The following is a 16,003-nucleotide window of genomic DNA, read 5'->3' on the forward strand; positions in this document are numbered from 1 at the left end:
GGACGTGGGAAAGCAAAAGGTTGTGTAGCAACATTTATTGAGCGAATGACACGGTGGTATGTTGGCTTTTTGATACCGGATCGCTCAGCTCAATCAATGGAAAGAGCAGTACGTCTACTTCATACTAAATTACCCAAAGGCGCTATAAAAACAGCCACAACAGACCGAGGTAAAGAATTTAGCTGCTATAAAGTGTTAGAAAATAACTTGAAAATTGATGTTTATTTTGCGGATGCCTATTCTTCTTGGCAGCGCGGAAGTAATGAAAATGGGAATGGATTACTTCGCGAGTTCTTCCCTAAGAAAACAAATTTTGAAGAAGTATCACCAGAAGAACTAACAGAATCATTAAACTATATCAACAACCGACCAAGAAAATGTCTTGGTTGGAAGACTGCAAACGAGGCTTTTAATGAGCAATTGTTGCACTTAATTTGACAAATCATCCACAAAAAAAGTATCCCAGAAACATTTCTGAGATACCATCTCCGAATTAGACCAATACAAGCACTCATATCCTACGCCGGAGATTGGCGACTTCTACGAGATGAGCTTGTACTAAAAAGCCCCGCAGGAACGTAGTAACTTTTGTCCGACAAGCAAAAAATGTACTGATCATTTGATGAATCAGTACATTTTTTATCTTATAGCTTATTGACAAGTTCTAATAATGCAGTTAAAGAATCAACCTCATATGTTGGAGTAACAACGCCATTTGGTGCATTGTTTTCACGATTGATCCAAACATTGCGCATACCAACACGAGATGAGCCTAAAATATCAGTATTTAAGTTATCTCCAACCATTACCGCATCGTCTGCTATAATACCTGCTTTCTCCATTACATACTCGAAAATAGAGGCATCTGGTTTTCCTTTACCAAAATCTCCAGAAATAATAATATGGTCAAAATATGGCGCGATTTCTGGTGTAATTTCCAGTTTTAAATTTTGTAAACTTGGTGCTCCATTTGTCAGTAATACAAGTTGATATTTTCCTTTTAGTTTATCTAATACATCAAAAGTATCTTCATATAAGAATGGAGATACTTTACGCTCTGCGACAAAGCGCTCTCCTAGTTCCGCTCCTAGCTGTGCATCATCAATGCCAAGAACTGCTAAGCCTTTTGTCCATGCTTCTGTACGATAGCCTGGTACAATATTTTTCATTTTTTGGAAAGAATCTGTTGGATCATCGAATGTGCCCCAAAGTCCTTCGAATGGGTTAATGCCGATTAATACCGTATAATCATATGTTTCATAACCCTCGTAAAGTGCACGTGCTTCTTTACGTACAGCTTCTTCTAGCTCAGCCGGATTTACATTATGTATAGTTGCTGCATATTCACACGTTTTCTCAAATGCTGTTTTGACGGACTTTTTATCCCATAATAGCGTATCATCTAAATCAAAAATAATTGTGTTAATTGACATTGTGTCAGCTCCTAGCTTCCTATTAGTATAATTATTTTAGCATATATTCAAAATATTTAGCATAGCGTTTTAGGCATTTTCGTGCTCGAGTTGGCCAGTAAAATATAGGCTCATCACCATAACGTGTTGTTGATTTCCGTTGCGGCTGGGTGCTTTGTTGCTGCCGCTTCGCTTTCCGCACAGAGCAGAGCTTCCTGGGGGCGTCCGCTGAGCCGCTTTTGGTGTTGCTGTCGCTACGCTTTCGCACAGTCAAAACATTTGTAGCTGACGCTTCGCTTTCGCTACAGAAAACATTTGGTGCTGCCGCTACGTTAACACTACGCTTTCGCACAGAAAACATCCGCTGCGCTGCAGGGTCTCGGGCCAACACGATGTTGGTCACGAAGGCGTTATCACAGGATGTGATGCTTTTAGCCTTCGTTCCTCTATTGCTGATCCCCAAGGAGTCACCTAGCCTCCACTCTAATCAACCTATATATGGCATACACTGTAACAAATTCAATCTCCATCTTCTAGTGATGAGCATCTTCTTCATTTTAAAACTATTGATTTTTCTTACGCAATCTATCCATTAAGCTTTGTATTTCTGCCTTTTTCTGCTCAGTTTCTTCTTTTAAAATTTCAATTTGATAGATGCCATCAATTTCTTCAATTAGCACGCGATCGCCAACCTGTGCTGGTTTATTCATGGCAGATTGTAAAATGATTAGCTGTTCCTCTTCCTCTGGGTACTTCAAAAAAACTGCATATCCATCTTCAATACGGTCTAAGGTGTATTTAGTCGAGCTCACTAACAAGTTCCCCCTTCGCATTACGTAATTGTGCAGCATCCCCATCATTCAACCAAATCTGTTTCTTTGTCCATTTTAAATAATTTTGACCCTCTTGTGCATTTGAGCCACTTGTGACATAAATCGTTTTCCCTGGCTGCAATGTCACATTTGGGAAGTTAAAAACTTGATACCCTTCAACTGATATAAGCTGCCAATCTTTTAAAGAAACTGCTTCATTACCATTATTTTTAATGCCTACAACTTCTTCTATTAAGTCCTTACTAACAATCTTAACACTTGCACTAGTTGCTTTTGGAGCTGAGTCACTTGTACTAGTTGTTTGTGGTGTTGACACACTTGTACTAGTTGTTTGCGATGTTGACACACTTGTTCCTGACATTTCTTTCGAATTCACGTCATAGTTTACCCCATCTGTTGATACGATAACAGTCCCTGCTTCTGCAGTTGCATAAATTTTACTGCCAAGTGCTTGTAAACGCTCAACTACTTCAGCATGCGGATGACCATACTTATTGCCCTCGCCATAGCTTAAAATTGTCACCTCAGGATGTACTTTCTGAATGAACTCCGCAGAGCTACTCGTGTTAGAGCCATGATGACCTGCCTTTAAGATCGTTGCTTTCACATCGTTCTGCATCATCTCTTTTTCTAACGCAATTCCCGCGTCAGCTGTTAATAAAAATGATACATTGCCATAAGTAACTTTTAAGACAATGGAAGCATCATTATTATCTGTTGCATGCTCATTGGCATTTAACACCTTCACATTAATATCAGCATCAAACGCTATACTGTCGCCTGTTTTAGGAACATTATAAGGAATATTCTTTGTATCAATTAGTGTCAGCATCTCTTCAAAAGTTTGAGATGTATGTACCTTCCCTGAATCATAAAATTGTCCGATATCTATCGAGTTCAACACAGGAATTAAACCACCAATATGGTCTGCATCAGGATGGGTTGCGACCACTATATCAAGCTTGTTCACACCAAGCTCCTTCAAATACGAGATAACCTTTTGACCAGCGCCTTTAACACCCCCATCAACAAGCATAGTCTTGCCGTTTGGCGATTCAATAAAAATCGAATCTCCTTGTCCTACATCAATAAAATGTACGCGCATTTCATGTCCTGCAGTGACGGATACTTTCTCCGTATTTAATGTTTCCGTACAACCTGCTACTAAAAAAATACAAAGGAGCACTACTATTAATTTTTTCATTTACTAACTTCCTTTCTATTTTTCTATTATACAAAAAAGAGAGCTAACCATGGGCTGCTCTCTATCGTTACCTGTCATTGTTCCAGCCATAAGATTCCAAGATCCTTTGGGCTTTTATGCGAATAAAATAATAAGGTTCTTGCATTGCCTGTTGGACACTAATATTTTCATCTACTAGTGACTCAACAACAGTAAAGTATTTAAGTAATGCAGATCTATCATTTTCTTCTATTGCCCCTGACAATAAGATAGCTTGTACATTTGCAGATGTTGCGGCCTTCGCCACTCCTATTGGTGCTTTCCCATGTAATGTTTGACGATCCGATTGTCCTTCACCTGTCATAACAAACCCGGCACCTTTTAAATGCTTTTTCAACTGTACTGCATCCATCACAATGTCAATACCTGCATGAAAACTGCCGTTTAAAAATGCTATTAATGCACCTCCCGTTCCACCTGCAGCACCTGCCCCTTTGCAGTCGTGCAGTCGGATATCAAATTGCTTTTCTATAATGTCTGCAAACTGCTTTATGCAGTTATCAAAATACGCAATTTGATGCTCTTTCACACCTTTTTGAGGCCCGAAAATAGCTGTTGCCCCACGCTCTCCAATCAATGGATTATCAACATCACATGCAATATTAAATGTTGCTTCGGCTAATCGGGGATCTAGTTGACGAGTATCAATTGAAGCTAAATCTAATAGTGCTGATACACCCTCAGCAATTAAAGTGCCGTCTTCTTTTTTCAATTGCAGTCCAAGTGCCTTTAACATGCCAATACCCGCATCATTTGTCGCACTACCACCAATTCCAATAATAAATTTCCTAAACCCTTTATCAAGAGCAGCCTTGATTAGCTGCCCCGTTCCGTACGTTGATGCAAGCTCAGGATTTTTTTCTTTCTCCTGTAACAGCATAATACCGGATGCTTGAGCCATTTCAATTACACATGTTTCATTATCACCGAGAACACCATACTTCGCTTCAATTACTCTCCCTAATGGGTCAAGCACATGATGTGAAATATATCGACCATTTGTTGATGCAACAAGTGATTCTAGTGTTCCTTCTCCACCGTCTGCTACCGGTAAAATGATTGTGTCAATTGATGGATCAACAGCTAAGATCCCTGCCTGCATTGCTTTAGCCACCTCGAAGGCTGACAATGTCCCCTTATAGGAATCTGGACTAATAACGACTTTCATATTTTATACCCCCAATCATTTAAGCTAGGTGCTTTCAATCATTATAATTCAGACTAACAACATTCTTGAGATTTATCGGAATGTTTTCGAACTTTATCGGAACATTATCGAGATTTATCGGAATAAAAGAGGCAATCTGAACACTACGTCAGATTGCCATCATTTTTTATGCCTTATATAACTCATCTAAAAACTCAATTTTTTTACCGATTGCCTCTTCAAATGTCATGATGTAAGCAGCTGGATCTTTTGGATTATGGAACTGCGTAATCTTCCCTGTTTCTGGATGTACAAATTTAGAGGATGCGCCACAGCCAATCCCTAAAATTGTCTGTACTTCTTCCATTATGACAATATTATAGATACTTTCTTCACCAGCTTTACTGTAGCCGACATTTTCTAAATTACCTAAAATGTTTTTTTGACGATATAAATAGTATGGTACATAATCATTTTCCTTCGTCCATACTTGTGCCATATGCATCATTTTTGCAACAGTATCACGGTCTGCTACCTTGTACTTATCCTTATTACGCGTCATTTCCGATGCACGCTTAAATGATAATGTGTGTACCGTTAGCGATTCTGGCTGCATTTTTGCAGATTCATCTAATGAATGCTGGAACTCATCAATTCCTTCATTCGGTAAACCAATAATTAAATCCATATTAATGTTATTCATGCCTGATTCACGTGCTAACCAAAACTTATCAATTGTTTCCTGTACCGTATGATGACGCCCAATTGCTTTAAGTGTTTCATCTGTATACGATTGTGGATTAACACTTATTCGGTCAATGCCCCATTTTTTTAACACGTCTAGTTTTTCAGGCGTAATCGTATCAGGTCTACCCGCTTCGACAGTTACTTCACGGATTGTCTCAGGGTGCGGGAAGGATTCATGCATTGTCTGATAGAGTGCATCCATTTCATGTGCCTCGATAGATGTCGGTGTACCACCACCCCAATAAATGGACGTGATTTTCATATTATTTTCCTTCAGCCATTTCCCCATTTCACGTAATTCAATATGCAGCCCATCTAAAAATGTAGCAACACGCCCTTGTTTTCGATTGCTGCCAATCGCATAGGCTGGGAACGTGCAATAGGCACATTTAGTCGGGCAGAAAGGAATACCGATATAAATACTTATTTCTTTACCGATTTCATCTATATCAGGAATCGTCACTAACTGACGAGCTACTATTTCTTTAAGTAGTGCTACCTTTTCTTCAGACAGACGGAAATCACGAATAAGAATATTTGCTATTTCATCCTCACTCTTCCCAGCTTGTCGGAATTTATGATAAAGCTTAGTTGGACGCACACCTGTTAAAATTCCCCATTGCTGATGCATTCCCGTATGTTGCTCTAGCACATCTAAAAATACGTGAGATAAAGCACGCTTCATACGAATATTTAGCTCACGTCCTTCAGCCTCCGTTTCATATTGAATACGGTAATCATTCGTATAACGCTTACCGTCTACTTCTAGAACGGCTTTTGTAGAAATTGAGAAATCATTCCCAACATTATGTTCGAATGATACTGCCATATCGGTTCCTTCAGACTCTACTGTTAACTTGGAATCCTCAAAAAATAAATTTGCAATATGATTTAATACGCGAATCCAATCCTCAGGATATTTTTGATCTATGTGAATAAATTTCATTTTCTTCGCTCTTTTCTCTCAAAAATTACAGCACCAATAGTTTAACAAATTTTCATAACGATAAGCAAAGCCACAATTAATAACAGAACATTCCGTCTAATGATCAAAAAATCCATTTTGACAAAATTTATCAAAATGGATTTTTATCTTTTAATTATCTATAGCCGCATTTGTTTTGAATTTTTTTTCTTTTAGTTTAAGAATTTTTCTTAATTCCACGCTTACTTCCTCCAAGCGTTCCATATCGGGTATAAAATAAGAAGTTTTACCGATATACTGATCTTCTCCTTTTATTTCTAACGTTTTCGTAGATATGTTTTTGGAATTCAAATATCGCTTTTGGAGTGCATAGATTTCATTAAGGTCTAAATCTGTTTCTACGTTTTTCCCTAAAATATCGGCAATTTTACCAATTTTAAATATGGTATTCGTCGATTTTGCTTGGTTAATTGTTGCCGTCAAAAATTGTCTTTGTCTCTCTTCGCGTGAGTATGAAGCATTAACAGGTCTGTATCTCATTCTTACAAATGCAAGTGCCTCTTCCCCATTTAAATGTGCCTCTCCTTTATGAAATTCTATCCTTTGTTTTCTATCGTAAATATTATCTTCCCAGAAATCCTCTTTTACATCTATTGTTACTCCACCTAAAGCATCGACAATATCTCTAAAGCCATCAAAGTTTACTGCTATAAAGTTCTCGATCGGTATATTCAGGAATTTTTCAACTGTCTCTAATTGTAACTTAATTGCCCCATAGCCTGTAATTGATCCATAATTATAAGCGGCATTGATTTTATGTATCCCTGTATATTCCCCGGCATTTTCTATTTTAACTCTTGCATCCCGAGGTACTGTAATTAAGTTTATTTCAGATGTATCCGGATCCAAAGTAATGACCATTTGAGTATCTGCTCGACCATCCTTCTCCTTACTAGAATAATTTTCAACACCTAATAATAGAATTGCGATTGGATCTTTTTTAAATGATACATCCTCTTCCCTAAGCTCTGATTTATTTCCTGCTCTATTTAAATCGACCTTTGAACTATCATAAGCATTTTTAAATTTAACAAAGGCATAAGCTCCATAACTAGTGACAGTTAATAGTAAAATTACAATTACTAGTAGGGTAATTTTTATAACTTTATTTTTAGGTTTCGCTTTTTTAGAGCTTCTAGTTTTTCTTTCCAAATTAAATCCTCTCTTCTATTCGAATTCCTGAAGTAAATTCATTCTCTCCGTTAATAAAGACGCTATTTGCTCTTTCGAGTTTCCTTAAATGAATATATTTGGAAAAACAAAATTAAAAAAATCCCTATAAAGGTAATCTACCTTTATAGGGATTTTAAAATCTATTTTAAGTATTCCTCTACAAATTCAACTGGTACATATGTTTTATTACTTCCTAACAAAGCAGGGGCTACATTAAGTGAGCGTAATGCTTTATTATAACCAAACATTTTTTCTCCACGAGTAATTGTGTAGGATAAATTACCTTTAGATACAATTGCACCTTTACCTGTTGACTCCACTGTATAACCAAGCTTTTCGGCAATCAAACGTAACGGAACCATCTTTGTTCCATCAACTTCATAATAATCTGTCGCGATTATTTCTGCTATTTCTGCATCTACAGTATTTCCTGTTGTATTTCCTGGTTCGTCATCAAGAACAATTACTTTCGAAGGGGTAGTTTGAGCGGGGATACTTTTTGTTGAAGCTGTATAAAAAACAACTAAGTTCTTCTCTACTAAATCTTTAGCTGTAACTTTCTCGCCCTTCGTATTTAAAAGATCTGTGTTTTCACCAATGTTTAATTTTAACATATTATAAGTATTTGTTAGGTTTTCAAAGAAGTAATCAACTTCAACAAATCCACCTTCCTTAGTTTCAACAATAACAACATCGGGATCGAATTGTGGTGGATAAATTAATTTTTGTGGCTTATTCGCAAATGTATAAGCTACTATTTTATCCCCTTCTTTAAGCTCCACTTTTTTACCTGTACTATCGAAAACAAGTGTATCTTTTGTTATTTCTAAAATATTTGTTTGATCAGCATCTTTTACTGTGAAATATGTAATTTTTCCACTAGCATTGGATTTTTCAACTGTTCCATAGGTAGTAGTGAAAATGTGAACAGGATCAATTTGAATTTGTGGTAGTTGTTGTTCTGTCTCTGTCGGATTTTCTTTTGCTGAAGCGACCGGTATTACTACACTTCCAAATAATAATGCTGTCATTGCTGCGGGTGCAAATTTTTTCATATTCATAAAATCTCTCCTTATTATTAGGTTTATAGTAGTAGTAGTTTTAGAATGGTAAAAGTTTCATTAAAAATGGAGAATTTATGATAATAACCGTTTTTTTAGTCAATATCTATTATAATTAGCAATAACAAATTTGAATAATTGGCCTATTGCCAAAGCGTAGGGTTGATTTCTGTTCCTTTTTGTACTTGGCTTCTAAAGACAAAACTAATTAATTCATGTTATAATTTTTAAACATAAGGACCCTTCTTTCTGTATAATTTTGTTGTGGTGACTTAATTTTTTCAGAAGTGGTCCTTATTTTTTATGAAAAAATTTAACGCCGGTGAAATTTTACTGATCGTAAAATGTCACCGGCTTTTTAGTTTAGAGAGGGATTATGTCCAGTCTCTTTCTCTTTCAGAGTGTCTAATACTCATTCCTTAACCATTTCCCTTAAGCCCGTAATATCGATACCGTTTAATGCTTGAGTTGCAAGGCGATCAGCTTCAGAATTTTCTTTACGTGATATAAGCTTGTACTCTGGCTGGATACTTAGCTCCTCTAGCTTTGCATCAATTTTATCTGCCCAGCTAGATAAATTCTTTTCAAGCGCCGGCCATTCTCCGCTCAATTGATTAATAACAACTTGAGAATCACCAGTGAAGCAAACGGGCAAATGATGAACATTCAATAGCTCAAGCTCGACTACCCCCAAATAAAGCGCTGCATATTCTGCCTCATTATTGGATTTAAGCTCTGACGAAAAAGAATTTTGTCGTAATCGATATGGCTTGCCGTTTTGCTCATAATAAATCACGCAGCCTAGACCCGATTGATTCGTTGCACGATCAAAGCCCCCATCAAAATAGACTGTAATATTGTGTGGCTCAGTGTCAATTTCCTTTAAATATGCCTTGAGTTCCTTTAAAGACCAATTTGTATCCTGACGATCGACACAATGCAGTAATTTTACTCTCCCAGTTCGCTCCATGTCCTCTGCAAGTAGTAATGCTTGAGCTGCTGGCATTTCTTCTGAACGTAAAACAGTTTCAGCACCCTTTTTCGCTTTATAGGTCCATTCAATGATTACATGCATAATATAACCTCCAATAGATATTGAGCCATAAATTGAAAACGTGCTCCGGCTTGCGGAAACACGTTTTACTTCTTACTTGTTATATGTGCAACTATTAGTATTTTTATGCCTAAGAAAGCTATTTGATCAGATTGATGATAGCATCTGTTTTGTCAGGACTCTCGTTTGTGACGCTAAAACCTGTTGCTCTGCTGCTTGGATGTTGAACATCGCCGCTAATTCATGTTGTTCCGACGCTTTGATGCTCAACATCGCCGCTAATTCATGTTGTTCCGACGCTTTGATGCTCAACATCGCCGCTAATTCATGTTGTTCCGCTCCTTTGATGCTCAACATCGCCGCTAATTCATGTTGTTCCGACGCTTTGATGCTCAACATCGCCGCTAATTCATGTTGTTCCGCTCCTTTGATGCTCAACATCGCCGCTAATTCATGTTGTTCCGACGCTTTGATGCTCAACATCGCCGCTAATTCATGTTGTTCCGACGCTTTGATACTCAACATCGCTGTTAAATCATGTTGTTCCGACGCTTTGATGCTCTACATCGCCGCTAAATCATGTTGTTCCGCCGCTTTGATGCTCAACATCGCCGCTAAATCATGTTGTTCCGACGCTTTGATGCTGAACATCGCCGCTAATTCATGCTTTTCCGCCGCTTAGTTGTTTTTCTTCGCCGTTATAATTCTTCATACAATGCTTGAATAGGTTTTATTAAAATGCGGTTTACTTCTTCAATGATCTTACTTAGCTTCATTTCCGCCTCAAGCATTGTAGAAATTTTTGCATTTTGCTGTGCAAGCTGTGCTGCTTTTTGCGCGTATACAAGTTCATCTTCCAAAATATCTTGGCCAGTTAACTGCTTTTGCTGTAGGTCAATTTGAACCTTACGGAAATTTTTGAATAAATTTAATGCCTCTTCATCTTCCTTAACAGCTGCCACCGCTTCTTTTAACGCTTCAAATTCAGGTGTTTTACGTAACGTTGCCTCTAACGCATTAATTTCATTGTAAATATTAATCATAAACATAATTCTCCTTTTCAAATAAAGTAAACAATTAACCCTTGCACAATCCCAATCAATCCACCAAGAACTGCACCAAGTACTGTAATCATTTTAAACTCACGCTTTGAAATACCTAGTACAAGCTCCTCTAATTTTGATACAGGGAAAGAATCAACCTGCTCACGTACTACTTCTTGTAAATTTAAGCGTTTCAACACATCTTCTAATTTATCTTCAGCTTTGACAAAAGCTTTTTCAATTGCTTGTGGGATTACTGTTTCCTTCATCCATGAATTACCTTCTGGCCAGTAATGCGCTATAGGATAATTCAAGCGCTCTTCAACTGCTAATTGTTCTTTTACGTAAGTTTGTAATTTCGTTAATATTTGTTCAAAACGAATATCCTTTAAGAAATCCATTGCTGGGCGATCTTTTAATTTTTCCAATTCCTGCGTAAAAATTTTCGTTAGTAATGTTGTTGTTCCTGGTGCCTGTAAAAGTTTTACAAGTTCACGTTGAACCTTTGCTACGAGCGACGAAGAATCACCTAAAAACATATTAATCATTCCACCAAGTGATCCTTTTGACGATAAGAAGTCATCAATCATCGCCTTAATTGTCAGTTCGCCCTCAGGTGATAAAAAATAATCCTCACCCTTTTCTAAAATATGATCAACCGCTACTGGTATCTTTGCATCAATAGTTTTTTGAATATCTGCTGATAATAGTGTACGAATTGATTTCGTTGATAGTGTATTCTTAACCGATGCAAATTGTCCCTCAACAATTGCTTCTACCTTTTGTTCAATTGTTGCTGACATATTGGAAAACCCAGCTAATGATAGCCAATCCTGAATTGTTTTATCATTAGTAAAAATCGTTTCTTCTACCTTTGCTTGTACAAACTGTTCTACCTTATTTTGAATATCCTTTGAGAAAAATTTCTTTCTAAAAGTTTCAGGTGTTAACAAATAATTCACAACCGTTAACCCAAGTTGCTTTGCTAATTCGTCACGTCGCTTTGGAATAAGACCTGGTGTAAAGGGCACTCGCCAATTTTTAATATATATAGCTTTATGCGGTCGGAAGAGCATTTTAATAGCTAGGTGATTCGTTACACCACCGATTGCAGCACCTATAATTGCCATAAATAGTAATGTCACTATAAAATTATCCATTCGTATCCTCTCATTTCAATTGTATTCACTATTGGCGTATTTTGTCGCCTGCTGCACTAATTATAGCAGAGCAATGATTTTCTACGAAAGAAATACCCTCTATTAGATTAACTATTTTTATCCACCTTTATTTCTGATTCCCGCAACGAGCACTTGCTTTCCCGCTGGAGTCGAGTAGCCCGTAGCGGGAATCAGTGAAAAACGTGCGTACGTAAGCAAAATAATTTTTCGGGCTCATTACAGTTGCAAAATAACCACTATCCTTGAATAATATTAACTACATAAATAAGAAATGGGGTTTGGTTATGATTCAGCATTTTAGCTTTAAGCCTTTATTTGAAAATTCTCAGCTTCCAGGGTGGTCTATTTCGTTCTTCTATCAACGTGAACGTTACACAGCGGAGTACTTAAAAGATGGCGCTATACAATGGAATGGAACTATCCCTCCAAACGAAGAAGATGTAAAAAAAATGATTCATGAACTTATGTTGTACCATGTTTACGACTGATCAATTTCGCCTTGGCATAATTGTAGCTGGCGCTTTGCTTTGGCTATAGAAAATTGCTGTATGAAGATACAAGTAGTATTTTCCTGTCCTAAATTGCATAAAAACACCTATTTTTTACTAATTTATACACTGCTATTATCTTAAAAATGGTTAAGTATATTGAAATTCCCTTATTTTTCTTATACATTTATGGTATTAAGAATTAAAGGTTTTTTATGCAGGAGGCTATTTCAATGAGTAAAGTCACTCTTTCTGATGACTTAAACAGTTATAATTCAAAAGCATTAATTCGTGCAAAAGTAAAAGAAGTTTTTTCCGAATTTTCCGCTAAAATTTTCGAGTTAGCGAATGAGGCTAAAGCTATTGATAGTAAAAAATTTGAGGCTCTTTCTGGCTTTAAAAGTGATTTTTACAATGAATACTGCAGTCAACTAAAAGGATTTTTCAATTCATCTACTAATACTTTCGGAAAAAGGCCTGTAAAAAATATATATTTAACGTATAAGGACAAAAATTATATTTTTACACAGCAAGGTATAACAGAAAAAGCACCTGTTACAATTGCACTTTACTCAGGTGAAATACCATTTAAAGAAACGCTTCACGATGTGGAAAAAGCGTGCTTAAAATTACGTTTCAACAACAATAAATAATTAAAGCAGAAGGAGCCGTCTCATTGAATGAGATTGGTTCCTTTTTTGTTGAAAAAATATATTGAAATTAGCTTTCGTTACAAAAATCAAATATGCTGTCGCTTCGCTTTCGCACATAAAACATCTGTTGCCCCGATGCCCTCTGGAAAGCGCCCAGCCGGAACGGAAATCCCCCCTTATTTTGCTGAAGAGCGATACTATGACACCATTCATTTTATTTTTCAACATAACAAAAGAGCCACCCCATATGAATGAGATGGCTCCTTTTAGTTGCTATTAAAAATAATTCATTTAAAAAAATCCGCAAGTATTCTTGAGATTTTTGACGTGTCGTTTTATATGAGATTAAATGCTTCATTCTCTAAACAAACTATCTTCTTTGCTATATTTAAAGTTAGCATAACAAATTTCTATTTTCAATCTTTTGGTGTTTGAAATTATTTAATTTTTACGATTTACGGGTGTAAAAATCAAATCAATTATGTCTCGGCATAATTGCTGTTTTCGCGCAGAAATCATTTGCTGCTGTCGCTTTGCTTTCGCTACAAAAAACTTGTCACTATCGTGCAGATAATCAATGCATCCGAAATCGTCTTTGAGCTTTTGCCTACAAATAGTTTTTGTGCAAAAGCGCAGTGCTAACGTAGCGGCAGCAATCAGATGTTTAAACCCCCTCTGAAGAAGTTAAAAAAATTGTTGTCAATATTTGTGTTTTGCCTATAAATATTTTATGATTAAATCATTCAACAATTTTTTAATATCATAGGAGGTGTACACTTTGTTTACCTCCCTCATTCGGGCGGGGACAAAGGAATTATTTGGACGGAGACATAATGGAAATAACCATAAGGTTGGCGGCATTTGCCCTACTAATAATAATGACAGGATTTTTCGTTGCAACCGAATTTGCAATCGTTAAAGTAAGATCTACACGTATTGATCAATTGCTTGCCGAAGGGAATAAAAAAGCAAAAAATGCAAAACGTGTAATTTCAGATTTAGATGAATACTTATCTGCATGTCAATTAGGTATTACGATCACTGCTTTAGGTCTAGGTTGGCTCGGTGAACCTACATTTAAGATTATTTTGAATCCAGTGTTTGAATTTCTAAATTTGAGTGAAAACTTTACTACTGTCCTTTCATTTATACTTGCATTCTCAATTGTAACGTTTATGCATGTAGTTATGGGGGAATTGGCGCCAAAAACACTTGCCATCCAAAAAGCAGAATTTGTAACATTAAACCTTTCTGGCCCATTAATTTTTTTCCACAACATTACGTATCCAATCATTAAGCTGTTAAACGGATCTGCACGTGGCTTAACAGGCCTTTTCGGCTTGAAAATGATGTCAGAATCAGAAGTAGCCCATACTGAAGAAGAGTTACGAATGATTTTGTCAGAGAGTTTAAAAGGTGGAGAAATTAATACTTCAGAATATGAATATGTGAACAGTATTTTTGAGTTCTCTGATCGTCTTGCAAAAGAAATCATGGTCCCACGTACTGAAATCGTCGGTATTGAAAAAGAACTAACGATTAAAGAGGTTTTCGATTTAATGGGCGTTGAGCAATATACCCGTTACCCAATTATCGATGGTGACAAAGACCATATTATCGGCTTAGTCAATATGAAGCACTTATTAACCGCTTACATTAAAGATCCTGCAAATGGTGATAAGCCAGTGATTGACTATATGCAGCCAATTATTCGCGTAATGGAAACAACGCAAATTAACGATCTGTTGCTAAAAATACAGCGAGAACGCATTCATATGGCCATTTTAATGGATGAATATGGCGGAACTTCTGGTCTAGTTACGATTGAGGATATTATTGAGGAAATTGTCGGTGACATTCAAGATGAATTCGATGAAGATGAGATTCCAGAGGTACAAGAAATTGCAGAAGATCACTTTATTTTAGACGCGAAGATGCTAGTAGAAAACGTTAATGATATGCTAGGTACTGACATAGAAGATGATGATATTGATACAATCGGTGGTTGGTTCATGACAATGCGCTTTGATGCAGTCGAAGGAGACAGTATTAAAGAACAAGGCTATGAATTTATCGCAAAAGAATTAGATGGTCACCATATTTTATACTTAGAAGTTCTGAAATTACCTGAACGTGATTTATCAAATGACAACGATGAGTAACTGAAAAAAAAATCTATTATGCCTCGGCATAATTGCGTTTGGACAAGCGCTGAAAGAAGATAGAAATATCAGTAATTGCTCCAGCAAATGTCTACAAGTCTCCTACCGATTATTGGTAAGAGACTTGTTTTTTAATGTTTAAATGTGAACTTCAACACTAAAAAGGTTTATGGTTCACCAATTCCCATTGCTAACTGTAATAGAAAAGCATAAACCAAAACTAATACATTTGTGATTAGACCGATCCAACCGAAAATATGTTTTTTAGACAATACCACAGAGACTACTGCAAATATAATACCGATGATTGATAAAATGCTAAACAGGCAGGGCGATACCAAAATAAATATCAAAATCGGGCCCTCTTTTCATATGATGATTTGTCAAATTAAGTGCAACAGTTGCTCATCAAATGCCTCGTTTGCAGTTTTCCAACCAAGACATTTTCTTGGTCGGTTGTTGATATAGTTTAATGCTTCTGTTAGTTCTTTTGGTGATACTTCATCGAAATTTGTTTGCTTAGGGAAGAATTCGCGAAGTAATCCATTTCCATTTTCGTTACTTCCGCGTTGCCAAGAAGAATAGGCGTCCGCAAAATAAACATCAATTTTTAAGTCTTTTTCTAACACTTTATAGCAGCTAAATTCTTTACCTCTGTCTGTTGTGGCTGTTTTTATAGTGCCTTTTGGTAATTTAGTATGAAGAAGACGTACTGCTCTTTCCATTGATTGGGCTGAGCGATCTGGTATCAAAAAGCCAACATACCACCGTGTCATTCGCTCAATAAATGTTGCTACACAACCTTTTGCTTTCCCACGTCC

At 36.7% G+C, this 16,003-nt stretch carries 16 protein-coding genes; 4 read left to right on the forward strand and 12 right to left on the reverse strand.

Annotated features, from left to right (window positions below; genetic code table 11):
• Positions 1-438 (forward strand): IS30 family transposase (locus tag C7Y47_RS24155; RefSeq protein ID WP_142509085.1); only part of this gene is annotated, 438 nt, incomplete at its 5' end.
• A 206-nt stretch (positions 439-644) separates the two neighbouring features.
• Here the strand turns inward: C7Y47_RS24155 and C7Y47_RS24160 are convergent.
• The 11 genes from C7Y47_RS24160 to C7Y47_RS24210 form a co-directional block, all read right to left on the reverse strand.
• A complete protein-coding gene (locus C7Y47_RS24160) occupies positions 645-1,433 on the reverse strand; it encodes an HAD family hydrolase (RefSeq protein ID WP_142511074.1) in 789 nt (262 codons plus the stop codon).
• A 542-nt stretch (positions 1,434-1,975) separates the two neighbouring features.
• Entirely contained in the window at positions 1,976-2,224 is a 249-nt protein-coding gene (locus tag C7Y47_RS24165) for a DUF3006 domain-containing protein (RefSeq protein WP_142511075.1), read from the reverse strand.
• Complete coding sequence (locus C7Y47_RS24170) at positions 2,211-3,449, reverse strand: MBL fold metallo-hydrolase (protein WP_142511076.1); 1,239 nt, start codon at positions 3,447-3,449, stop codon at positions 2,211-2,213. Before C7Y47_RS24170 ends, C7Y47_RS24165 begins: the two co-directional genes overlap by 14 nt.
• Before the next feature lie 67 nt (positions 3,450-3,516).
• A complete protein-coding gene (locus C7Y47_RS24175) occupies positions 3,517-4,656 on the reverse strand; it encodes a glycerate kinase (protein ID WP_142511077.1) in 1,140 nt (379 codons plus the stop codon).
• A 166-nt stretch (positions 4,657-4,822) separates the two neighbouring features.
• On the reverse strand, positions 4,823-6,328 hold the full coding sequence (locus C7Y47_RS24180) for a coproporphyrinogen III oxidase (RefSeq protein ID WP_132364043.1): 1,506 nt from the start codon (positions 6,326-6,328) through the stop codon (positions 4,823-4,825).
• A 150-nt stretch (positions 6,329-6,478) separates the two neighbouring features.
• Entirely contained in the window at positions 6,479-7,519 is a 1,041-nt protein-coding gene (locus C7Y47_RS24185; protein WP_142511078.1) for an LCP family protein, read from the reverse strand.
• A 161-nt stretch (positions 7,520-7,680) separates the two neighbouring features.
• Positions 7,681-8,601: a copper amine oxidase N-terminal domain-containing protein gene (locus C7Y47_RS24190; RefSeq protein ID WP_142511079.1), complete on the reverse strand. Its 921-nt coding sequence runs from the start codon at positions 8,599-8,601 to the stop codon at positions 7,681-7,683.
• 412 nt (positions 8,602-9,013) lie between these two features.
• Positions 9,014-9,676, reverse strand: a complete 663-nt coding sequence (locus C7Y47_RS24195) for a ribonuclease H family protein (RefSeq protein WP_142511080.1) — start codon at positions 9,674-9,676, stop codon at positions 9,014-9,016.
• 126 nt (positions 9,677-9,802) lie between these two features.
• A complete protein-coding gene (locus C7Y47_RS24200) occupies positions 9,803-10,180 on the reverse strand; it encodes a hypothetical protein (protein WP_142511081.1) in 378 nt (125 codons plus the stop codon).
• A gap of 173 nt (positions 10,181-10,353) precedes the next feature.
• Complete coding sequence (locus tag C7Y47_RS24205; RefSeq protein WP_142511082.1) at positions 10,354-10,698, reverse strand: YlbF family regulator; 345 nt, start codon at positions 10,696-10,698, stop codon at positions 10,354-10,356.
• A 17-nt stretch (positions 10,699-10,715) separates the two neighbouring features.
• Complete coding sequence (locus C7Y47_RS24210; RefSeq protein WP_142511083.1) at positions 10,716-11,858, reverse strand: DUF445 domain-containing protein; 1,143 nt, start codon at positions 11,856-11,858, stop codon at positions 10,716-10,718.
• A 305-nt stretch (positions 11,859-12,163) separates the two neighbouring features.
• Here C7Y47_RS24210 and C7Y47_RS24215 point away from each other — a divergent pair, with 305 nt between their 5' ends.
• The 3 genes from C7Y47_RS24215 (at position 12,164) to C7Y47_RS24225 (ending at position 15,182) form a co-directional block, all read left to right on the forward strand.
• The gene (locus tag C7Y47_RS24215) at positions 12,164-12,367 is read left to right on the forward strand and encodes a YheE family protein (protein ID WP_142511084.1); all 204 of its coding nucleotides are present in this window, start codon (positions 12,164-12,166) and stop codon (positions 12,365-12,367) included.
• 233 nt (positions 12,368-12,600) lie between these two features.
• Positions 12,601-13,020 carry a hypothetical protein gene (locus C7Y47_RS24220; RefSeq protein ID WP_142511085.1) on the forward strand — a complete coding sequence of 140 codons (420 nt, stop codon included), beginning with the start codon at positions 12,601-12,603 and terminating at the stop codon, positions 13,018-13,020.
• Between the two features lie 833 nt (positions 13,021-13,853).
• The gene (locus C7Y47_RS24225; protein ID WP_142511086.1) at positions 13,854-15,182 is read left to right on the forward strand and encodes a hemolysin family protein; all 1,329 of its coding nucleotides are present in this window, start codon (positions 13,854-13,856) and stop codon (positions 15,180-15,182) included.
• Positions 15,183-15,565: 383 nt separating this feature from the next.
• Here C7Y47_RS24225 and C7Y47_RS24230 read toward each other — a convergent pair.
• On the reverse strand, positions 15,566-16,003 hold a 438-nt coding region (locus tag C7Y47_RS24230), incomplete at its 5' end, for an IS30 family transposase (RefSeq protein ID WP_142510567.1).

This window comes from Lysinibacillus sphaericus, assembly GCF_006864135.1.
Classification (GTDB): domain Bacteria; phylum Bacillota; class Bacilli; order Bacillales_A; family Planococcaceae; genus Lysinibacillus.